General features: G+C 62.6%; 19 protein-coding genes and 1 tRNA gene. 12 read left to right on the top strand and 8 right to left on the bottom strand.

The annotated features are described in order from the left end of the window. From GC127_RS19210 to GC127_RS19200, 3 genes are all read left to right on the top strand, one after another. The gene (locus tag GC127_RS19210) at positions 1–2,241 is read left to right on the top strand and encodes a xanthine dehydrogenase family protein molybdopterin-binding subunit (RefSeq protein WP_151979406.1); all 2,241 of its coding nucleotides are present in this window, start codon (positions 1–3) and stop codon (positions 2,239–2,241) included. A 43-nt stretch (positions 2,242–2,284) separates the two neighbouring features. Beyond that, positions 2,285–3,337, top strand: coding sequence for an AbrB family transcriptional regulator (locus GC127_RS19205; RefSeq protein ID WP_151979405.1), 1,053 nt, complete (start codon positions 2,285–2,287; stop codon positions 3,335–3,337). 108 nt (positions 3,338–3,445) lie between these two features. Beyond that, positions 3,446–4,201, top strand: coding sequence for an SDR family NAD(P)-dependent oxidoreductase (locus tag GC127_RS19200; protein WP_151992566.1), 756 nt, complete (start codon positions 3,446–3,448; stop codon positions 4,199–4,201). A 3-nt stretch (positions 4,202–4,204) separates the two neighbouring features. Here GC127_RS19200 and GC127_RS19195 read toward each other — a convergent pair whose 3' ends face one another. The 3 genes from GC127_RS19195 to GC127_RS19185 form a co-directional block, all read right to left on the bottom strand. Continuing rightward, on the bottom strand, positions 4,205–6,022 hold the full coding sequence (locus GC127_RS19195; protein ID WP_151979404.1) for an ABC-F family ATP-binding cassette domain-containing protein: 1,818 nt from the start codon (positions 6,020–6,022) through the stop codon (positions 4,205–4,207). A gap of 41 nt (positions 6,023–6,063) precedes the next feature. Continuing rightward, entirely contained in the window at positions 6,064–6,801 is a 738-nt protein-coding gene (locus GC127_RS19190) for a GNAT family N-acetyltransferase (protein WP_151979403.1), read from the bottom strand. A 78-nt stretch (positions 6,802–6,879) separates the two neighbouring features. Continuing rightward, positions 6,880–7,338, bottom strand: coding sequence for an outer membrane protein assembly factor BamE (locus tag GC127_RS19185; protein WP_081506209.1), 459 nt, complete (start codon positions 7,336–7,338; stop codon positions 6,880–6,882). Between the two features lie 88 nt (positions 7,339–7,426). Here GC127_RS19185 and GC127_RS19180 point away from each other — a divergent pair, with 88 nt between their 5' ends. The 8 genes from GC127_RS19180 (at position 7,427) to GC127_RS19145 (ending at position 13,067) form a co-directional block, all read left to right on the top strand. Next, the gene (locus tag GC127_RS19180; RefSeq protein ID WP_151979402.1) at positions 7,427–7,990 is read left to right on the top strand and encodes a DUF177 domain-containing protein; all 564 of its coding nucleotides are present in this window, start codon (positions 7,427–7,429) and stop codon (positions 7,988–7,990) included. A gap of 159 nt (positions 7,991–8,149) precedes the next feature. Next, positions 8,150–8,356 carry a 50S ribosomal protein L32 gene (rpmF, locus tag GC127_RS19175; protein WP_008281050.1) on the top strand — a complete coding sequence of 69 codons (207 nt, stop codon included), beginning with the start codon at positions 8,150–8,152 and terminating at the stop codon, positions 8,354–8,356. A 23-nt stretch (positions 8,357–8,379) separates the two neighbouring features. Next, on the top strand, positions 8,380–9,486 hold the full coding sequence (plsX, locus tag GC127_RS19170) for a phosphate acyltransferase PlsX (RefSeq protein ID WP_008281051.1): 1,107 nt from the start codon (positions 8,380–8,382) through the stop codon (positions 9,484–9,486). After that, positions 9,483–10,457 (top strand): beta-ketoacyl-ACP synthase III, encoded by a 975-nt coding sequence (locus GC127_RS19165; RefSeq protein WP_008281052.1) that lies wholly within the window; start codon positions 9,483–9,485, stop codon positions 10,455–10,457. Before plsX ends, GC127_RS19165 begins: the two co-directional genes overlap by 4 nt. 111 nt (positions 10,458–10,568) lie before the next feature. After that, entirely contained in the window at positions 10,569–10,871 is a 303-nt protein-coding gene (gene ihfA / locus GC127_RS19160) for an integration host factor subunit alpha (protein WP_008281053.1), read from the top strand. A 14-nt stretch (positions 10,872–10,885) separates the two neighbouring features. After that, entirely contained in the window at positions 10,886–11,770 is an 885-nt protein-coding gene (locus tag GC127_RS19155) for a MerR family transcriptional regulator (RefSeq protein ID WP_151979401.1), read from the top strand. A 67-nt stretch (positions 11,771–11,837) separates the two neighbouring features. Further along, positions 11,838–11,914, top strand: a tRNA-Pro gene (locus tag GC127_RS19150). Positions 11,915–11,993: 79 nt separating this feature from the next. Further along, the gene (locus tag GC127_RS19145) at positions 11,994–13,067 is read left to right on the top strand and encodes a 2'-deoxycytidine 5'-triphosphate deaminase (protein WP_151979400.1); all 1,074 of its coding nucleotides are present in this window, start codon (positions 11,994–11,996) and stop codon (positions 13,065–13,067) included. Between the two features lie 4 nt (positions 13,068–13,071). On the opposite strand, the gene GC127_RS22910 is transcribed toward GC127_RS19145, so the two are convergent. Beyond that, positions 13,072–13,248, bottom strand: coding sequence for a hypothetical protein (locus GC127_RS22910; protein WP_008281056.1), 177 nt, complete (start codon positions 13,246–13,248; stop codon positions 13,072–13,074). A gap of 237 nt (positions 13,249–13,485) precedes the next feature. Beyond that, on the bottom strand, positions 13,486–13,773 hold the full coding sequence (locus GC127_RS19140; protein ID WP_151979399.1) for an acyl carrier protein: 288 nt from the start codon (positions 13,771–13,773) through the stop codon (positions 13,486–13,488). 70 nt (positions 13,774–13,843) lie between these two features. Here GC127_RS19140 and GC127_RS19135 point away from each other — a divergent pair, with 70 nt between their 5' ends. After that, complete coding sequence (locus GC127_RS19135) at positions 13,844–14,623, top strand: class I SAM-dependent methyltransferase (protein WP_199861289.1); 780 nt, start codon at positions 13,844–13,846, stop codon at positions 14,621–14,623. Here the strand turns inward: GC127_RS19135 and GC127_RS19130 are convergent. From GC127_RS19130 to GC127_RS19120, 3 genes are read right to left on the bottom strand one after another with little or no spacing between them, the layout of a single operon-like run. Then, positions 14,618–16,114, bottom strand: a complete 1,497-nt coding sequence (locus tag GC127_RS19130) for a class I adenylate-forming enzyme family protein (protein WP_199861288.1) — start codon at positions 16,112–16,114, stop codon at positions 14,618–14,620. The two genes, GC127_RS19135 and GC127_RS19130, sit on opposite strands and share 6 nt — an antisense overlap. A gap of 4 nt (positions 16,115–16,118) precedes the next feature. Next, the gene (locus tag GC127_RS19125) at positions 16,119–17,960 is read right to left on the bottom strand and encodes a polyketide synthase (protein ID WP_151979396.1); all 1,842 of its coding nucleotides are present in this window, start codon (positions 17,958–17,960) and stop codon (positions 16,119–16,121) included. Next, positions 17,957–20,011 (bottom strand): AMP-binding protein, encoded by a 2,055-nt coding sequence (locus GC127_RS19120; protein WP_151979395.1) that lies wholly within the window; start codon positions 20,009–20,011, stop codon positions 17,957–17,959. Before GC127_RS19120 ends, GC127_RS19125 begins: the two co-directional genes overlap by 4 nt. Between the last annotated feature and the right edge of the window lie 56 nt (positions 20,012–20,067).

The raw sequence follows: 20,067 nt of genomic DNA, 5'->3' as shown, positions 1-20,067 counted from the left end.
ATGGGGCGCGCCAAAACCATCGCCCGCCGCACATTCCTGATCGGCTCCGCCGCGATTGCGGGTGGCGTGGCCTTCGGTGTCTGGCGGTACAAGACGCCCTATGCCAATCCGCTCTTGACCGATTTGCCCGAGGGGGCGGCGGCCCTCACCCCCTATGTGCTGATCACCTCGGACGCGATCACCCTCATCACCCCCCGCGCCGACAAGGGGCAAGGCGCGGTGTCCCTCCAGGCGGCCCTGATCGCCGAAGAACTCGATCTGGATCTGGACCAAATCAAAACCGATCCCGGCCCCCCCAGCCCCGCCTATTACAACACCGCCCTGTCGGGCGATGCCGTGCCGTTCCGCGCCACCGACGATAGCTGGCTTGCCGAAACCGTGCGCGGCCTTGCCGACGCGCCGATGAAATTTCTGGGCATGCAGATCACCGGCGGGTCCACCACCGTGCCCGATAGTTACGACAAACTGCGCCACGCCGGGGCCGTCGCGCGCGAAACGCTCAAAGCCACCGCCGCGCGGCTGCATAACATCTCCGTAACCGATTTACGCACCGACCGTGGCGCGGTGATCCTGCCCGATGGCACCGGTCTCAGCTACCAAAGCCTTGCCGCCGAGGCCGCAAACACCGATCCCGTAACCGATGTCACCCTGCGCGCGCCCTCCGAATGGCGCCTGATCGGCCAACCGATGCAACGGATCGACATCGTCGCCAAATCCACCGGCACGCAAAGCTACGGCATCGACGTCACCCTCCCAGACATGGCCCATGCCGCGTTGCGCCTCAACCCTGCCATGGGCGGCGCACGCCTTAGCCATGATGCCACCCCCGCCCTCGCAATGCGCGGCGTGATCAAGGTCGTGGCCCTGCCCCAAGGCGTCGCCGTCATCGCCGACAACACTTGGCGGGCAATGCAGGCGGTCGCCGCAATCCCGGTCGAATGGGGCCCCGCCCCCATCCCGCCCGAGATGGACGCCCATTGGCAGGCCCTCTCCGACAGCTTCACCCCCGACCGCCAAGACAGCCAATTCCGCGACGCGGGCGATGTGGAAACCGCCCTCTCAGAGGGCCCCGATATTGAGGTCGAATACCGCGCGCCCTACCTCGCCCACGCCCCGCTCGAACCGCTCAACGCCACCGTGCTCTACACACCCGAGCGGGTCGATATCTGGACCGGCACCCAAGTGCCGCGCTTTGTACAAAATAACGTAGCAAAGCTTACAAACCTTACGCCTGACGCAATCCACGTTCACGCCCTGATGATCGGCGGCAGCTTTGGCCACCGCCTCGAAGACGAGGTGACGCGCCACGCCACCCGCATCGCCATGGAACTGCCCGGAAGGCCCGTGAAACTCACCTATTCCCGTGAAGAGGATATGACCCACGACTTCACCCGCCAGATCGCCATGGCGCGGGGGCGCGGGCGCGTCGCCAATGGTCAGGTCGCGGCCTATGATCTGGGCATCGCCATGCCCTCAGTTCTCGCCTCGCAAATGGGCCGCCAAGGCATCCCCGCCCCAGGTCCAGACCTGCAAATCGTCGCCGGAGCATGGGATCAACCCTTTGATATTCCTCACTACCGTGTCACCGGATACCGTGCGCCCGAATTGGCCCCAATCTCGTCTTGGCGCTCGGTCGGGGCCTCGTCCAACGGGTTTTTTCACGACAGCCTGCTTGACGAATTGATCCACGCCGCCGGGGCCGATCCCTTGGCCGAGCGCCTGCGCCTCTGCAATCACGCCCCTTCCCGGCAGGTGCTCGAGGCGGTGGGCGAGATGTCGAACTGGGGCAGCCCGCTTGCCCCCGGTCAAGGGCGTGGCGTGGCCTTCTGCCTCTCCTTCGGTGTGCCCTGCGCGCAAGTCGTCGAGGTCACAAACACCGAAAACGGCCTGCGCCTCGACCACGTCTTCGTCGCCGCCGATGTGGGCCGCATCCTAGATCCCATCAACTTCGAAGGGCTGGTCAAAGGCGGTGTGCTCTTTGGTCTGGGCCATGCGATGCACGGTCAGATCACCTATGCCGGTGGCGCAGCAGAGCAGATGAATTTCGATACATTTCAATCTCTTCGCCTCAATCAATGCCCTGAAATCACCGTGCGCGGGCTGGAAAACGGCCCCAAGATCAAGGGCATCGGCGAGCCACCCGTGCCCCCCGCAGCCCCCGCGCTGGCCAATGCGATCTTTGCCGCCACGGGGCAACGCCTGCGTGAAATGCCCTTTGAGAAATTCGTCAAATTCCTCTGACCGCCCCTTGCCCCCGCCCGCGCCCGGTGCTTGAAGAGGCGCCATGCCGATCCACGCAACCACTCTCCTCCTGCTGACCTGCTCTGCTCTTTCGGGCTTTGTGGGCCAGGCCATTGGCCTGCCGCTGCCCTTCCTGTTGGGTCCGTTGGCGATCTCTGCCCTGATCGCCACCGCCCTGCCCGAACGCTTGCCCTCTGGCTACCGCTTTCCCCAAAAACTGCGCCTGATGTTCATCGCCATCATCGGCTTGATGATCGGTGCCCAAGTCACACCCGCCCTCTTCACCGAGGCCCATCACTACGCGCTAACCTTCGGTGCTGTCACACTTTTCGTCGTTCTGGCCCATACCATGGGCTATACGATCTTTCGGCATCTCGGCGGCTATGACCCCACCACCGCCTTTTACGCCAGCACCCCCGGCGGGCTTTATGAAAGCATCGAAATGGGCGAGGCAGCAGGTGCCGACGTGACCCGCCTGATGATGCAGCAATTCCTGCGCATCATCGTGGTGGTGACGGCCCTGCCCCTTGGCCTCTCGCTCTGGCTTGGGGCCCCTGTGGGCAGCTCGGCGGGCATGACCATGGCCCGCCCGGATGTGCCCTGGTCCGACCTGCCGTTGATCGTGCTGGCGGGGCTGGGGGGATTGGGTCTGGGCCATCTGCTGCGCCTGCCAGCGGGGCAGATGACCGGGCCGATGGCCCTTGCCGCAGCCCTGTCGCTTAGCGGCTGGCTCAGCTTTGACATCCCCCAATGGCTTGTAAATATGGCACAAATCGTTCTTGGAACAGCGCTGGGCATGCGCTTTACCGGGCTCAGCCGTGGCCTCTTGCTGCGCGGAACGGCGCTGGCCTTGGCGGCGGTCGGGTCCATGTTGGCCTTGGGTGTGGTGCTGGCCGTTACGCTGCATGAGATGACAGGCGAGGCGGTCGATGTGCTCCTCATCACGCTTGCCCCCGGCGGTGTCACCGAAATGGCACTGGTGGCGCTCAGCCTTCAGGCAAATCCGGCTTTCGTGACGATCCACCATATCTACCGCATCGTGCTGACCGTGCTGACGCTGGGGGTCATCACCCGCCTGCGACAGCGCAAAAGGTAAGCGACGGAGTCGAGTATTTGTACCAAGAAGAGGCCCAACACAGTCTTTGACAGGACAGGTCGCAGGCAGTATTTGAACATATGTTCATTTAAAACAAACGAGGGCACCATGCGCATAGAGGATACAGCCGCGATCATCACCGGTGGGGCCTCGGGGTTGGGCGAGGCGACCGCGCGGCATTTCCGCACCATGGGCGCTCAGGTGACGCTGCTCGACCGCGATGCAGAGCGTGGCGCGGCCATCGCCGCCGACATTGGCGCATATTTCGTCAAAACCGATGTGACAAATGAGGCATCAGTCGCCGCCGCCATCGCAGCAGCCACATCCGCCATGGGACGGATCACCGCCGCAATCAATTGCGCAGGCATCGCCACCGGCGCCAAGGTGCTGGGCCGCGATGGCCCCCACCCGCTCGATCTCTTTCGTCGCACGCTCGACATCAACCTTGTGGGCTCGTTCAACGTGGCCCGGCTGGCCGCGGCGCAAATGGCGCTGAACACGCCCGACGCAGACGGCGCGCGCGGCGTGATCATCAACACCGCCTCCATCGCCGCCTTTGACGGGCAAAAGGGCCAGGCCGCCTATGCCGCCTCCAAGGGGGGGATTGTTGGCCTCTCGCTGCCCATGGCGCGCGATCTGGCGCGCGAAGGCATCCGTGTTATGGCCATTGCCCCCGGCACCTTTGCGACGCCAATGCTGCGCGGATTGCCACAAGAGGTGCAGGACAGTCTGGCGGCTGAGGTGACATTTCCCAAACGCCTGGGTGATCCGGCAGAATATGCCCGGCTTGCCGCCTTCATCATCGACTGCGGCTATCTCAACGGCGAGGTGATCCGCCTCGATGGCGCGCTGCGGATGCAGTAACGCTCAGCCCTCTGCGCGCTCCGCCAAGGCCAGCCATTCCTCTTCCGCCTCGGCCAGGGCGCTCTGACGGGCGGTCAGCGCCTCGGTGGCTTTCTTGAACTTGACCGGCTCGCGGGTAAAAAGCGCGGCATCCGAAAGCAGATCTTCGAGCTTGCCAATCTCGGCGGCAAGCCGTGCCATCACGGCGGGCAGCTCCTCCAATCGGTGCTTTTCCGTAAAGCTGAGCCGCGTGACAGCGGCCTTGGATTGCTTCAACTCCGGTGCCTTAGTGTCTGTTTTATTTGCCTTTTTATCCGCCTCCATGGCGGCATCCGCGCCCCGCTGCGCGCGGTAATCCGACCAGCCCCCGGCATAGGTGGTGGCCCGGCCATCCCCCTCCATCGCGATGGTCGTGGTTGCCACACGGTCGAGAAAATCACGGTCATGGCTGACCAAAAGGACGGTGCCGTCGAAATCATCCAGCAACTCTTGCAAGAGGTCCAGCGTCTCGATGTCGAGATCGTTGGTCGGCTCGTCCAAGACCAACAGATTGCTTTCGCGCGCCATCAACTTAGCCAGCAAAAGCCGGGCCTTCTCTCCCCCGGACAACGACTTGACCGGCGCACGCGCCTGCCGCTCGTCAAACAGGAAATCCTTGAGATAGGCCACCACATGCCGGGGCTGCCCGCGCACCAGCACCTGATCCGCCTGCCCAGAGACGCGCATATCGGCATCCCCCGTCAGGCTCTCCCAGAGGGTCATCTCGGGGTCAAGCTGCGCTCGTGCCTGATCGAAGACCGCCGGCACCAGATTTGTGCCATGGGTCACGGCACCGCTGTCGGGCTCGATCTCTTTGAGCAGCATCTTGAGCAATGTCGTCTTGCCCACCCCATTGGGGCCGACAAAGGCCACGCGATCCCCACGCAGAATCTTGATGCTGAACTTCTGCAAGATGAGCTTATCACCGTAAGCCTTTGAAATATCGACCGCCTCGATCACCTTGCGGCCCGACGTTGGCCCCGAATCAAACGCCATGGCCGCCGTGCCCTGCCGCCGGATCTGGCTGCTACGCTCGGCGCGCAATTCGGCCAAGGCGCGCACCCGACCCTGATTGCGCTTGCGCCGCGCACTGATGCCTTCGACCGCCCACCGCGCCTCGGACTTGATCTTGCGATCCAGCTTGTGGCGCTGCTGATCCTCATCATCCCAAACCTTGTCGCGCCAAGCCTCGAAATTCTCGAAACCTTTTTCCTGTCGCCGCGTCATTCCCCTGTCAATCCAGAGGGTTGCGCGCGTCAGTTCACGCAAAAACGCACGGTCATGGCTGATCAGAACAAAGCCCTTGCGCGTCTCGCGCAGCTCATTTTCCAACCAGGCAATCGCCTCGATATCAAGATGGTTGGTCGGCTCGTCGAGCAGCATCAGATCCGGGGCCTCGGCCATCAGCTTGGCCAAGGCCGCGCGCCGCCGCTCGCCCCCCGACGCCGTGCTGACCGGGCGCGCAGGATCAAATTTCAGCCCCTCACCCGCCATCTCCACGCGGTAGGCCTCAGCCGGGTCCAACAGGCTTGCGGCATAGTCGCCGAGCGTGGTGAACCCGACCATATCGGGCTCTTGTTCCATATAGCCCACACTGATCCCCGGCGTCACAACCCGAAGCCCGCGATCCGGCTCGACCAGACCGGCCATCACCTTCATCAGCGTCGATTTTCCCGACCCGTTGCGCCCCACAAGCGCCACCCGGTCGCCGGGTTGCACCACTAGCGAGAGGTCATGAAACACAGGCTCACCCCCAAAGGTAAGCGAAATGTCGGTGAGCTGTAAAAGAGGTGCGCGTGCCATGGGCGCGGGCTATCCTGCCGCCTCGCCAGCGTCAAGAGACCTCAACCGGCAAGCGCGCGCAGCAGCCGCTTGCGCGTGGCCGGAATGGCCCCGATCTCGACACCGGTGAACACATGCAAGGTGTTCAGATGCCGGTCGATCACCGCATGATCGCTGACCCATCCGCCCATCATCAAATAGGTGCGCAAGAGCGGCGGCATATGCCGCATCGCCAGCTTCAGGTCGGGTTTGTGTCGCCGCAACCGCTCTGCAAAGCGGAACACGGCCGGGGCCTTGACCTGCGGCCACCAGCGTCGCGGCGCAAGATGCCGTTCACGCAACATGGCAAAGGCATCCAGATAGGTCTCGGTCTTGGTGCCATGAAAGGAGGAGCAGCCAAACAGCATCTCAACGCCATTGTCATCGACAAACCGCGTCATAGCGGCCCAAGCCACCCGCAAGATATCGGGGTCAAGCTGCCCCGGTGCGATACAGAACCGCCCCATCTCGGCCATTTTGCCTTCGAATTCCGCAAGCGCTGACAAGTCATAGAATTGCGCCGAATAGCTCCGCGCAATCTCGGCCCCGCCATTCAGCATCAGCATCCGAAAGCAACACACCAACGCACCGCTGCCCGTCTCTTCAATCAGAACATGCGTGCAAATGTCATCGAAACGGTCGCAATCCAGCCCATCGGCCTCGCCCAGAAAGGCCCGCGCCCGCAACCGTTGTGCAGCAACCCGATCCTCGGGCGTGGTGCCGATCCGTGCCTGATACCGCTGATTGCCAAGCCCTGCCATGCCGCGACCTCGTCTGCGCTGAGCGACCCTAGTCCCGGTCGCTCTAGCACGCAAGCTGTGACAGCGGCATGACCTGGCCTAGTTGCCGAACCCTTCGACAGGGTTGATATTGCCGATATTGCTCAGGAGCTGACGCAAGAAGCCGTTGCTGACCACCGAAGAATCGGTCACGCGCCGCGCAAGTGGGACAACCTGACCATCTTCAAGCCCGAATTCCTCGATATTGGCGATCGTGTCATTGTCATTGAAGGAAATCGCCAGAACGCGGCGCTCCACCACCTGTGGGCGGAACATGCCATATTCCCGCACCCGGCTGCGCACATAATAATAATTGCCATCCGCCAGCACCCCCGAGAGCGATGGCGGCCCGATCACATCATCCACAGTGGCGCGGCTATCCACGCCCACCACGAGGTTTTGCAGATCTTCTTCGGGTGGAACATAACCGTGATTGCGATAGGTGGCAGCGCAGCCCGTGACGACCATCAGACAGCACAGCGCCAAGGCGCTGATCACTCGGTTTCGGATCGCTGTCATTTCTGCCCTCTTGTATCGGCCTGCTTCGGCTTTTATCCCGTTTACAGCAAGGTGATGCAATGGTTCAAGAAAGGAAGCGAGGGTAAAGATGTCACAACACCCGCAAAACACCCGAGCGATTCGCGTGGCCGACCTTTCGGCGCGCCGTCCCGTGACCTTCGATATCGCCCCCGACGCCGCAGAGATGGCCCGCATCGCAAGCGATCTTGGGGTGCTGGCTCTGCGCAAGCTGCGCCTGCGCGGCACGCTTACGGCGGAGGGGCGCGCCGACTGGCTCTTGCAGGCCGATCTGGGTGCCACCGTCTCGCAGCCCTGTGTCGTCACGCTTGAACCTGTGCAGACCCGCATCGACGAGTCGGTGATGCGCCGCTTTTCCCCCGACGCGCGGCTTGACGCCCAGGATCCGGGCGCCGAGATCGAGATGCCCGAGGATGACACACTCGAACCGCTGGGCACGGAAATCGACCTTGCGCGCGTGATGATCGAGGCGCTGAGCCTCGCCCTGCCCCCCTATCCCCGCAAGGATGGGGCCGAACTCGGCCAACTGACCGTGGCCGAAGAGGGCGTGACCCCGATGCAGGATGAGGAAACCAAACCATTCGCCGCCCTTTCGGGCCTGCGCGACAAGCTGGGCAAGCCCGACACGGAATGATCCCGCCGCACGCCAAGAATCGCTTGCCCCGGCATTAAATCTCTGTATTTTCCCGCTCTCACCGGAATTTGGGGTTGAACCGGCGGCTCGTAACATACTAAGAGCCGCGAACACCCGTGAAACAGGGCCAGATCGGCCCACAGGAATTGAGGTTGCGACATGGCCGTCCAACAGAACAAAGTATCGAAATCGCGCCGCAACAATCGCCGCGCCCATGACGCGCTGGTTGCAGGCAACCCGAACGAGTGCACCAACTGCGGCGAACTGAAGCGCCCGCATCATGTGTGCTCGGCGTGTGGACACTATGCCGACCGTGAGGTCGTGGCATTGGTGGAAGAAATCGACCTGGAAGACGACGCGGCCTGAACCCGCAATAGGCGATTTGCTGCATGACCGCTCGCAGGGACCATTCCAAGGCGGGTGCAGGACGCACCATCATCTCGATTGACGCCATGGGCGGGGATCAGGGGCCGGCAACGGTTGTTGCCGGCATTGCCTATTCTGCGTCCAAAAACCCCGATATCGGCTTTATCGTTCACGGCCCGAAAGAAGAGCTTGAGCGTCTGATAGCCAAGCGTCGCGGCTTGGCCGAACGGTGCGAAATCCGGCACGCCCCCGAAGTCGTCACCATGAACGACAAGCCGTCGCATGTGGTGCGCCACGGGCGTGACACCTCTATGTGGTCCGCGCTCGAATCGGTGCGCATGGGCGAGGCAACCGTATGTGTGTCTTGCGGCAATACCGGCGCGCTCATGCTCATGTCTGTGCTGCGCCTGCGCAAACTGCCGGGCATCTACCGCCCGGCCATTGCCGTGATGTGGCCCTCGAAAAATCCGCAAAAGCATAACATCATGCTCGACGGTGGCGCGGATATCCGCGCCGATGCCAAGGACCTCATGCAATACGCCCTGATGGGTGCGTCTTATGCCCGCAACGGCTTTGGGCTCGAGCGCCCGCGCATCGGCTTGCTCAATGTCGGCACCGAAGAGCACAAGGGCCGCGCCGAGTTGAAAGAGGCCTATGATCTTATCGCCGCCAATGCCCGGATTGCGGATTTCGATTTCGTGGGCTTCGTCGAAGGCCGCGACCTGCCCGGCACCAAATGCGATGTGATCGTCACCGACGGCTTTACCGGCAACGTCGCTCTGAAGACCGGCGAAGGCATCGCCAAACTGATCGCCGACTTGCTGCGCGAGGCCTTTGCCTATTCCTTTCTCTCGCGGCTGGCCTCGGTGCTGGCCTATACCTCGCTTGCGCGCCTGAAAAAGCGGATCGACCCGCGCCGCGCCAATGGCGGGGTCTTCCTCGGGCTGAACGGCACCGTGGTCAAATCGCATGGTGCCGCCGATTCCATGGGCGTCTCCTCGGCGATCAAGCTGGCGTTCGAGCTGGCCCAATCCGGCTTTTCTGAACGGCTGGCGGCGCGGGTTGCCTCCGCCGCCCTGCTCGATCAGGATGCCCACCCAGAGCCCCAACCAGAGGCCGAATCTGAATGACACTGCGCGCCGTCGTCCAAGGCATCGGACATTATCTGCCTGAACGTATCGTTCCCAACGCGGAATTCGAAGCAACCCTCGACACGTCGGATGAGTGGATTCGCACGCGCTCTGGCATAGAACGCCGCCATTTCGCGGCCAAGGATCAACCCACCTCGGATCTTGCCGTGCGCGCCGCCCGCGCCGCGCTCGAACATGCGGGCCTCACGCCCGATGACATCGACGGTATCGTCGTGGCCACCTCTACCCCGGATCTGACCTTTCCCTCGGTCGCAACCATGGTGCAAAGCGAATTGGGCATGACCCGCGGCTTCGGCTTTGACGTGCAGGCCGTCTGCGCAGGCTTTATCTACGCGCTCACCACCGCCAACGCCCTCCTCCTCTCGGGTCAGGCGCAGCGCGTGCTGGTGATCGGCGCAGAAACCTTCAGCCGCATCATGGACTGGACAGACCGCTCCACCTGCGTGCTGTTCGGCGATGGCGCAGGGGCTTTGGTGCTGGGCCTCGAAGAGGGGGCTGGTACATCCGAGGATCGCGGCATCCTCTCTGCCGATCTGAATTCCGACGGGCGCTACCGCGACATGCTCTATGTCGATGGCGGCGTGTCCACCACCGGCGAGGCGGGCAAATTGCGCATGCAAGGGAACCCGCTCTTTCGTCAAGCGGTGGAAAAACTGGCCTCAACAGCCGAAACAGCCCTGGCAAAAATCGGCCTCAGCGGTTCAGACGTGGATTGGATCGTCCCGCATCAGGCCAATATCCGCATCATCCAGGGCACGGCCAAAAAACTGGGCCTGCCGATGGAGCGGGTGATCGTCACCGTGCAGGATCATGGCAATACCTCCGCCGCCTCCATCCCCCTCGCGCTCTCGGTTGGCGTGGCCTCGGGCAAGATCAAACGCGGCGATCTCCTCCTTGCCGAGGCGATTGGCGGCGGTCTGGCGTGGGGCGCGGTGGCCCTGCGCTGGTAAAACGTCGGAAAATGGGCGAAAACACGCGGGTGAACGGCTACCGCTAAGTGGTTGAGATTGACTCGTAAAATTCTTCGCCGCAAAGTAACCGAAAAAAATCGCGGGGATGTGATGACTGACAAGACATTGACACGGATGGATTTGAGCGAGGCCATCTTTCGCGAGGTGGGGCTATCGCGCAATGATGCGGCCCAACTGGTCGAAAGCGTTCTGGGCCATATGTCCGACGCGCTGGTGCGCGGCGAGCAGGTTAAAATTTCGTCTTTCGGCACCTTCTCGGTGCGTGACAAGACAGCGCGCGTGGGCCGCAACCCCAAGACTGGCGAAGAAGTGCCGATCAACCCGCGCCGTGTGCTGACCTTTAGGCCCTCTCACCTCATGAAAGACCGCGTCGCCGACGGCACCAAAAGCTAAGGATATCGCCGCCCATGGGCAAAGCCGCCGACGCCTTTCGAACCATCAGCGAAGTCGCGGATTGGCTTGAAGTCCCGGCGCATGTTCTGCGCTTTTGGGAGAGCAAGTTCACGCAGATCAAGCCGGTCAAACGCGCAGGTGGGCGCCGATACTATCGCCCCGCGGATATGGCCTTGCTTGGGGGCATCAAGGTTTTGCTGCACGATCAAGGCATGACCATCAAGGGCGCGCAGAAATACCTGCGCGAGAATGGCATCCAACAAGTGTCCGATATGTCGCCGCCCTTGGATGAAGAGGCCCAAGGCGCGCTCAGCGGCATTGCGCTTGATGTGCCCTCTGTTCCCGCCCGCCCCGCCGATGTGCTGGCCTTTACCCGCCCCGACGGGGCCGATGACCCCGCCGCTGACCCAGAGGACACGGCTGAGGTCGCAGTAGAGCCTGAGGCACTGGAGGACGGCGCGTATGCGGCAGACGCAGAGGCCCCGCTTTCGCCGCAGACCAAGGCACCGGCGCCCAAAGAAGACTTGGACGCGCCTGCCTTACCGCCAATAGCAGACCAGACGCCTCACGAGGCGGCATCCGCCGCGCCAGAACTGTCCGAAACAGCCCCCTCTTTTCACACAGCGCCGGAACCCGAACCCGAGGGCGACACCGCAGCGGGCGCAGAGGATGAAACTCCGCCCTTGGAACCGGACGCGTCCCCTACGCAAACCGCGCCGCATCCACGCGCGTCCTCTGATCTGCCCGCCGATCCGTCTGATGATGTGGCTGCCGCTCCGGGTTTGCTCACGGCCCTCAGCGCCCTGCCCCGTCCCGTATCGCCGCAATTGGCCGCACGTCTGGCCCCGCTGGTCGCGGCCCTCCAGACCCATGCAGCCTCTGGCACAAAAGACCGCTAAATCCCTGCCCGATTTCGGGATTTACCTCTTGCCCCTGCGGTCAAAATCGCTATGAACGGCCCATCGTCGGGCTATAGCGCAGCCTGGTAGCGCGTCCGTCTGGGGGACGGAAGGTCGCAGGTTCAAGTCCTGCTAGCCCGACCATAATTACCGACGATCCTGCCCGCCTCGGCCCCTCGGGCACCCTGACCAAATCGCGGGGCGCAACGAGAGGGGGGCAGAGATGACCGGGGTTCTTTCCAGCCAACAAATCCGCGCCATGATCGAAACGGGCACCCTGTCGGGCACGCCCGCGATCCTGCCCGAACAGGTCCAGCCCGCCAGCCTCGATCTCCGCTTGGGTCAGGTGGCCTACCGCGTGCGCGCCTCTTTTCTGACCGGGGCCGGGCGCACGGTCACGGACCGTCTCGCAGAGTTCGAGATGCACCGCATCGACCTCAAGGCCGGGGCCGTGCTGGAAAAAGGCTGCGTCTATGTCGTGCCGCTGATGGAATCGCTTGCCCTGCCCATGGGCGTGCAGGCTGTGGCCAACGCCAAATCTTCGACCGGGCGACTCGATCTGCTGACGCGCTTGATCACGGATGGTGGTGTGGAATTTGACCGCGTGACGCCCGGCTATGCTGGCCCTCTCTATGCCGAGATTTGCCCACGCTCCTTTTCCGTTCTGGTCCGCCCCGGCATGCGCCTCAATCAAATCCGCTTTCGCGCCGGTCAGGCGGTGCTTTCGGATGATGCCCTGCGCGCACTCCACGCACAAACGCCGCTGGTGGATGGCACCGCGATGATCGACGACGGGCTTGGCTTTTCCGTCGATCTGCGCCCTGTCTCGGGCACGCTGGTGGGCTACCGCGCCAAGCCGCATACCGGCGTGATCGACCTTGACCGCATCGGCCACTACGATCCCGCCGCCTATTGGGAAGAGGTGCATTCCGAGAACGGCCAGATCATCCTTGATCCCGGCGCGTTCTATATCCTTGTCAGTCGAGAAGCCGTGCATATCCCGCCCGAATGCGCCGCCGAAATGGCCCCTTACGTGGCCATGGTGGGCGAATTCCGGGTGCATTACGCAGGCTTTTTTGATCCAGGCTTTGGCCATGCCGCCGCTGGCGGCACCGGATCACGCGGCGTGCTTGAGGTCCGCTGCCACGAGGCCCCCTTTGTTCTGGAACATGGCCAGATCGTCGGGCGGCTGGTCTATGAAAACATGGATCAGGTGCCCGACCATTTGTATGGCGCGGGCATTGCCTCGAACTACCAAGGCCAAGGATTGAAACTGTCCAAGCATTTCAAGGCGTAACGCCTCAGAAGCGCCCCATCTTGCGACCGATCTTCATCGCCTGCCGCCCCCGCTGCACGGTCTTGCGGGCCGCCGCGTCATCGCCGCCGCTCATGCGTTTGCTCACCGCATTCATGCCACTGCGCGTCACCCGTTGCAGGATCATCCGCACCACCATGTTGATCATCTGATTGGCGTTCATCGCGCCACTCCTCTTGCTGCCTCTGGCATCAACATAATGCCTAAACGTGCCGATTTGAGGGCAAGTCAGAATTAATCCGCAACTTTCGTATAATTTTTGCCCAATTATACCCCCGCCAGAGGCTCCGGCAATGCCCGGGCACCTGATGTCCGGATGACAGGCAACCGCAGCGGCGGCAGAATCAAGGACTGCTGCCATTCACAGGGCTCGCCCCCACCGCACCATCATCACGCCTCTTCAGGCGGCGACGGACCGCTCGTCCAAGCGCTTGGCCAGATGTTGGGAAAAGGCGGTGACGCTTGGGTGGTCGAACACTTGATCTGGGTTCACTTCGATCTCGAACTCTTCTTCCATCATGCCGCACATGATGGTGATCTCGACCGAATCCAAACCGTAAGTGTCAAACCGATCATCCACCGGAAACGGGTCTTGCGCCACATCGATCACAGAACTGATGTAACTTGCCATCCAAGTTTCGATGCTCTTTGCGTCGGCACGTGCCGGCTGCTGCGTTTCAGAGGGCATGATCGACCTTTCAGAGCTGGAATGCGATTGTGTATTGCCTGCACAGCAGTATTCAACAAAAACTAATGCTATGCAATCACACCCAGCAGATCAAGACGCGAACGAAAGCCTCCGGTTGTCAGAGCAAGCCTATGACACCGCCATTTTCCATCCACGGTTCCGGCAGTTCTATGGTGAGAGCGACCTCTACAACTTTGGCTTTTGGCATGACTCAGATGGGCAGCGGATCGACCATCCCGGCGAAGCGGCCCGCGAATTGGTCCGCCGCCACATCGCACAAGATCCCAACCGCGCGCGGGCACGCCGCGTGCTTGATGTGGGGTGCGGGCTGGGGGCCTGCACGGCGCAGATCGCATCGGCCTATCCGCAGGCAGACGTGATCGGGATCAATTATTCCAGCGCGCAGATTGACCATGCAAGCCGCCTTTACGCAGGCCCGCGCATCTCCTTCCAACGGATGCGCGCCGAAAGCATCGCCTTTCAGGATGAGACCTTCGACTGCATTCATGCTATCGAGACCGCCATGCATTTCCGCACACGCCAGCAATTCCTTGAAGAGGCGCGTCGGCTCTTGCGTCCCCGTGGGCGGTTGATCCTTACCGATGTCCTTGTTGATAAGCCAACGAGCTTTGTGCCCCACGAGAATGTTCTTCCCACGGTCGGGGCCTACCGCTCGGCTCTCGAAGCCGCAGGTCTGATGCCCGTGACAGTCGAGGATATTCACGCAGACACCACCCTACCCTTTGTCAGGATGCTGAAACGCAACGCGATGGCCGCCTATGCGCGCGGGCTTGAGCGGTCCATCAAAGGATACGTGATTGCCGTCGCCGAAAGACCGGATGAGTCATAAGGTGCCGTGCTCGCAGGCCTTGCGAAGAAGATCGCGCCGAAGCTTGCCCATGGCGTTTCGGGGCAAGGTCGACACCACATAGACACGCTTGGGGATTTTGGTTGCGGGCAATTTGCCGATCAATTCCGCGCGGATGGCGGCAGGTGTCAGGGTTGTGCCCGCCGCCGAGACAACCGCGGCCATGACAGCCTGGCCTGCGTGCGGATGCGGAACGCCAAACACGCAGACATCAACGACCCCGTTGATCGCGACAAGCGCAGCCTCGACTTCGGAGGGCTGGATGTTCAGGCCTGCGTAGATAATGAGGTCATCAGCACGCCCCGTGATATGCAGAAAGCCGTCCGTGTCGACCCATCCGACATCACCGGTACGAAAAAAGTCGTCAGGCGCGGTTTTGCGCGCCGTTTCCGCCCGGTCATCGAGATAGCTGGGCAGTGCGAGAGGGCCGCGGGCCTCTACCTCTCCGATCTCTTGCGGAGGCGCGGTTTCATGCGACACAAGGGACCTAATGCGCAGGCTCCACCCCGGAAGAGGCAGACCGACCGATCCGGCCCGGTTTCGTGCGGGGCTGTTGGCAGTCATAATCAGCGTCTCTGTCATCCCGTAACGTTCGAGCAACGGCAGCCCCAGCCTGTCTTCGACCTGTTCCCGGACTTCTGGAAGGATCGGAGCCGAGCCGCAGATAGCGAGCCTCAGCTGTCGGGCCGCGCCCGCCGTGAACTGCGGATGCTGAAGCAACTGCCCATAGTAAAAGGGCACGCCCATAAAGCAGGTGACCCGAGGCAACCACGCGACAGCATCGCCCGGATCAAAGCGGGGCCGCCAAACCACGGTGCCACCTGCCAGCAGGATCGGCATGGGGGCAACGATCAGGCCGTGAGCATGCGTCGTTGGCAAGACATGCAGCAGGCGATCGGACGCGTCGATGTCCCAGATGATCCTCAGCGCATCCGTGTTGGCGAACAAGGCACCGTGACTGTGGATCACGGCCTTGGGCCTTCCGGTGCTGCCAGAGGTAAACAGGATGATGGCACCAGCCTCGTCATCCACGGAAAATCTGTCCGGGTCGGTATGGTCCGTCGCGTGGAGGGGATCGTGCGGCCTTGCGGGATCAGCGTCAAGACATCGGGACACCGCCGCAGGTCCGCTCTCCGTCCGCGCGCGCCATCCGTCCTCGCGCTCCCCGATCAGCAGAACAGGCGCGGTTCGGGAAATCTGGTCCGCCACAACCTCTGCGGGGCTATCCGGGTTCAGCGGTAGAACTACAAGCCCCGCCCGCAGAGCCCCAAGCAGCACGACGATCTGCGCCAGCGATTTCTGCATGGCAAGGCAAACCCGGTCACCGGGTTCAAGACCTTGGGCAAGGAACGCCGAGGCCGCGCGTCCCGTCGCCGCGTCCAATTCACCATAGGTAAGGGTGACCACTCCGTCGTCAAAAGCAATGGCATCCGCGTTGGCCCAGCCTGCCTTAAGTCGCTGATAAAAGGTCAATGTCTCATCCCCTAGGTGCTCGGGCCGGTCGTACTGCGTCGAACCAGTGCCGCTGTCGGTCAAAAGGATAGCCCGGCAGGTCCGTCCCATCCGCGGCTGACGGGCTGATCGCATCCAGGCAAAGCGTGGCGCCGGCAAGGTGCAGGGCAAGGACCGCGTCTTCCATCGTCTCGGGACGGGTGCCCGGATCGGGCACCGCCGCCTGCGACAAGCCAAGAGCGTAGCCGGGCCAGACCTGCTGCAAGACCCGATGCAGATCAGCCCGGTCTGAGGGGATATTGAGCGCAATCTCTGCCGCCGGTGCGACGGGCCCCGGAGAGGGCGACGCGAGACTGCGCGTGAGGGCCTCCTGCGCCTCCTCCTGCGATGCCGCGACAAATCCCGCGCGGTGGCTCAGTCCGACCCATCGGCGCCGCGTTGCCAAGGCGATCTTTCCCAGATCGGCCCCCGGCGCGCGGAGCGTCTCCAGCAGTTGGCTTGTGCGCGTTCTCAGACTGTCGGGCGATGCGGCGGACAGCAGGAAAAGATGACGACCACCGGCAGGCAACGCCTGATGGAGTGACATGTCGGCATTGGACACAAGGATATGCGCATTCAGACCGCTCATGCCAAAGGAACTGACCCCCATCACCCGGCGGGGACCGGGCCAGACCCTCTGATCCCGCACAATCTCGAATGGCACCTCGTCCCAGTTGATCCGTGGCGACGGCGTCGCAAAGCAGGGCTGCCTTGGAATGAATCCGTCGCGGACCATCAAGATGGCCTTGATCAGACCGGCCACCCCAGCCGCAGCCTCTAGATGGCCGAGCGTCGCCTTTACCGATCCCACGACAACCTTTGCGTCAACCCGATCACCAAAGACGTCTGCCAATGCCGATATCTCAATCGTGTCACCCAATACGGTGGCAGATCCATGTGCCTCGATGGCCCCGATATCGGTGGGCTTTAGTCCGGCCGCCTCCACCGCTTGCAGAATGACGCGCGCCTGCGCCCGGCGCGAGGGCGCGCTCAGCCCGTTGCTGCGGCCATCCTGTCCCATCGCCCAGCCGGGCAAGACGGCATGGATGCGGTCGCCAGCCGCCAACGCGCATGACAGCCGTTTCAGAACCAGCACGCCACAGCCCTCACTGCGGACAAAGCCTGATGCGGTCGCGTCGAAACTGCGGGTTTCACCCTTGGCCGACAACACACTCATCCCGGAAAGTGCCCGAAAGGGCTCAACCGACAAAAGAGCATTCACGCCGCCCGCAAGCGCAACATCACAATGACCAAGGCGCAGATTGTCCCCCGCCAGCGCGACGGCGGCGGCCCCCGACGAACAGGCAGTATCGATGGTCAGGCTTGGCCCTGTCAGACCCAAGCAATAGCTGATACGCCCCGAAATCGCGGCATTCTGCGCGCCATTCGCACAATGGGGGTTTCCAGCACCGGATATGCCCGCTTGGGCCATCCGGAGCGCATAGTCAGACGACCCAGCCCCCATGAAGACGCCGATGGGCGCATCCTCAAGGCAAGCCGGCGAAAACCCGGCATCCTCAAGCGCGTGCCAGCTCGTTTCCAGAGCAAGCCGTTGCTGCGGGTCGATCAGCGGGGCTTCGTTCGCCGAGATCCGAAACGGACGCCGGTCGAAGAACGCGATATCATCCAGAGTACCGGCCCGCGTGACGGGAAAACCTTCGCGCAGGGACAGGTCTTCGGACAGTCCCCACAAGGCCCATCGGTCGGGCGGAATGTCGCGAATGCCTGTCTGCCCCGAGCGGAGCAGCCGGTTCAGCTCTGCGGGTCCGTCCACTCCGGGGAACCTGCACGCAAGACCAATAACAGCGATCGGTTCGTCCGGCCTCATGACGAACCTTGCGCGAGCGCAAGCGCCAAGCCCGACGGGGTGGGAATTTCGAAAAGCAGTTCGGGCTGAATGTCGCGCCCAACCGCCTGTTCCAAATCCACCACAATTTCCGTGATCATCAAGGAATCCATGCCTTGGTCCGCCCAGGGCAGATGGGGATCAACGTCTTGCGGCGCGCAATTGACCGCTGCGGCAACCCAATCGGTCAGAAAACGCAGATATGCGCCCGGCCCCGCGCTCTTCTGCGCGATAGCCCCGGCAAGGGTCCGGGTCGCCTCGATCTGTGCGCCGCGCGCTCTGAGCGGTCCCGGCTCCCAATCGAGCACCAGCAGCCCGCTCTCGGTCTCCAGCCTTGCGTGCGTGTCGCGGCGCCGGAGCTTGCCACTCGAGGTCCACATCAATGTTCCGGGCCGCGCCAGACGCACGCGCGCCACATCAACCCCCGACCCTGCCATGAGATCACGCCAGATCCGTTCGGCTACACCGGTGCCGCCATCCGCCCCTAGCCGGCCCTGCGCGATCTCAACAACCAGATCGACATTTCCTGCGTCCCGCTGATAGGCCGCGATCCGGCCGGGCCGGATGGCTGGATCTGCGCCGGTGATCAAAAGTTCCAGGTCAGCCGCGTGCAGGGTCCGTCCCCGCCAGAGCACGATGTCCTTGATGCGCCCCGTCACATACAATTCATCGTTCAAAAGAAATCCTAAATCCCCGCTGCGCAGATATGGTCCGTCGCCATTCGCGGTGAACTGCCCGAATGTCGAAACGCTTTCCTCGGGTCGGTCATGATACCCAGAGCCGACGCTTTCCCCTGCAATCCAGATTTCGCCGATGCGGTCAGAGCGGCAGGGAACGCCAGTTTCCGGCTCGACAATCCGGACCCCGCCGGTCGTGCGAACCGGGCCGGAAGAAACAAGACAGCGCCCCGTTCCCGCCACCAGTGGCACAACCCTGCCCGCTTCAAGCGCCTCCGGATCGAACCAGTGGGTCGTGGCCCCGCCGCCACGTGCAGCACCCGAAACCAAGAGCGTCGCCTCGGCCAGTCCATAACACGGCAGAAAGCACTGAGGATCAAAACCCACAGGCTTGAACACGTCGGCAAAGCGGGCAAGGGTTTCGGGCTGGACAGGTTCCGCCCCGTTCAACGCGACACGCCAGCTTGAGAGATCAAGAGATTTTAGGCGGTCAGCAGGAATGCCGCGCACGCAGAGGTCAAAGGCGAAATTCGGTGCAACGGAAACCGTGCCGCGCCATTTGCTGATTGTATCAAGCCAGAGATAGGGACGCCGTATGAAGCTTTCGGGCGCGAGAACATAAGTCGGATCGCCACGCCAGAGATTGAAGAGCAGCCCGCCCATAAGCCCCATATCATGTTCGGGCGGCAGCCATGTGACCACGCGCTCCTCGCTCTCACTTCGCAGACAGAGGTCTATCGCACACATCTGGGCATAGAGCGCGCCTTGCGTCACCACTACCCCCCGCGGATGCCCTGTCGAGCCGGATGTATACTGAATGATGGCCACATCCTCGGGCACAATCCTGTCAGGAATTACCGATGCCGCACGGTCGACGGTGTCGAGCGCAATGATCGGCGGCAAGGCCGCGATGCCGATCCCGTCCTCGGCAAGTGTTTTGGCGATGGCAGGCGACGTCAGCAGAACCGCACAGTCAGCCTCTGCCAAAATAGCGCCCGCCCGCGTTCTTTTCGTCTCATTGGTCGGCACCGCGACCGGCACCGCAGCACAGCCCGCAAAGAAGGCCCCGAACAGGGCTATCACAAAACCCGGTCCATGCTCAAAGATCAACGCCACGCGCGCGCCATGGCTACAGCCTGCTGCGGTCAAGACCCCCGCGACATGTGACGCACGTGCAACCAGATCCTCGAAACTCAGCACATCCGGTGGTCCGGCCGGGTTGTGAAAGAAATAGCACGCCTTATCTGGCCGTGCCGCTGCATGCGCCAGCACCCTGCCCGGCACAGTTTGGCTTGCCAGTGCCGCTGCGGCACCTTCAGCACGCGCCACGCATTGTTCGAAAAGCGATTGCGTCATGGCGCAACCTCAGGTCTGATCAAGGGCGGGGGTATCGTCAGCGCCTCGGTCATGGT

Origin of the sequence: Roseovarius sp. EC-HK134 (genome assembly GCF_902498815.1) — a bacterium.
Classification (GTDB): Bacteria; Pseudomonadota; Alphaproteobacteria; order Rhodobacterales; family Rhodobacteraceae; genus Roseovarius; species Roseovarius mucosus_A.
This window is presented reverse-complemented; position numbering and strand designations above follow the sequence as displayed.

Coding starts and splice junctions, on each gene's coding strand:
- GC127_RS19210 (WP_151979406.1), top strand. CDS start 1: ATGGGGCGCGCCAAAACCATCGCCCGCCGCACATTCCTGATCGGCTCC.
- GC127_RS19205 (WP_151979405.1), top strand. CDS start 2,285: ATGCCGATCCACGCAACCACTCTCCTCCTGCTGACCTGCTCTGCTCTT.
- GC127_RS19200 (WP_151992566.1), top strand. CDS start 3,446: ATGCGCATAGAGGATACAGCCGCGATCATCACCGGTGGGGCCTCGGGG.
- GC127_RS19195 (WP_151979404.1), bottom strand. CDS start 6,022: ATGGCACGCGCACCTCTTTTACAGCTCACCGACATTTCGCTTACCTTT.
- GC127_RS19190 (WP_151979403.1), bottom strand. CDS start 6,801: ATGGCAGGGCTTGGCAATCAGCGGTATCAGGCACGGATCGGCACCACG.
- GC127_RS19185 (WP_081506209.1), bottom strand. CDS start 7,338: ATGACAGCGATCCGAAACCGAGTGATCAGCGCCTTGGCGCTGTGCTGT.
- GC127_RS19180 (WP_151979402.1), top strand. CDS start 7,427: ATGTCACAACACCCGCAAAACACCCGAGCGATTCGCGTGGCCGACCTT.
- rpmF (WP_008281050.1), top strand. CDS start 8,150: ATGGCCGTCCAACAGAACAAAGTATCGAAATCGCGCCGCAACAATCGC.
- plsX (WP_008281051.1), top strand. CDS start 8,380: ATGACCGCTCGCAGGGACCATTCCAAGGCGGGTGCAGGACGCACCATC.
- GC127_RS19165 (WP_008281052.1), top strand. CDS start 9,483: ATGACACTGCGCGCCGTCGTCCAAGGCATCGGACATTATCTGCCTGAA.
- ihfA (WP_008281053.1), top strand. CDS start 10,569: ATGACTGACAAGACATTGACACGGATGGATTTGAGCGAGGCCATCTTT.
- GC127_RS19155 (WP_151979401.1), top strand. CDS start 10,886: ATGGGCAAAGCCGCCGACGCCTTTCGAACCATCAGCGAAGTCGCGGAT.
- GC127_RS19145 (WP_151979400.1), top strand. CDS start 11,994: ATGACCGGGGTTCTTTCCAGCCAACAAATCCGCGCCATGATCGAAACG.
- GC127_RS22910 (WP_008281056.1), bottom strand. CDS start 13,248: ATGAACGCCAATCAGATGATCAACATGGTGGTGCGGATGATCCTGCAA.
- GC127_RS19140 (WP_151979399.1), bottom strand. CDS start 13,773: ATGCCCTCTGAAACGCAGCAGCCGGCACGTGCCGACGCAAAGAGCATC.
- GC127_RS19135 (WP_199861289.1), top strand. CDS start 13,844: ATGCAATCACACCCAGCAGATCAAGACGCGAACGAAAGCCTCCGGTTG.
- GC127_RS19125 (WP_151979396.1), bottom strand. CDS start 17,960: ATGAGGCCGGACGAACCGATCGCTGTTATTGGTCTTGCGTGCAGGTTC.
- GC127_RS19120 (WP_151979395.1), bottom strand. CDS start 20,011: ATGACGCAATCGCTTTTCGAACAATGCGTGGCGCGTGCTGAAGGTGCC.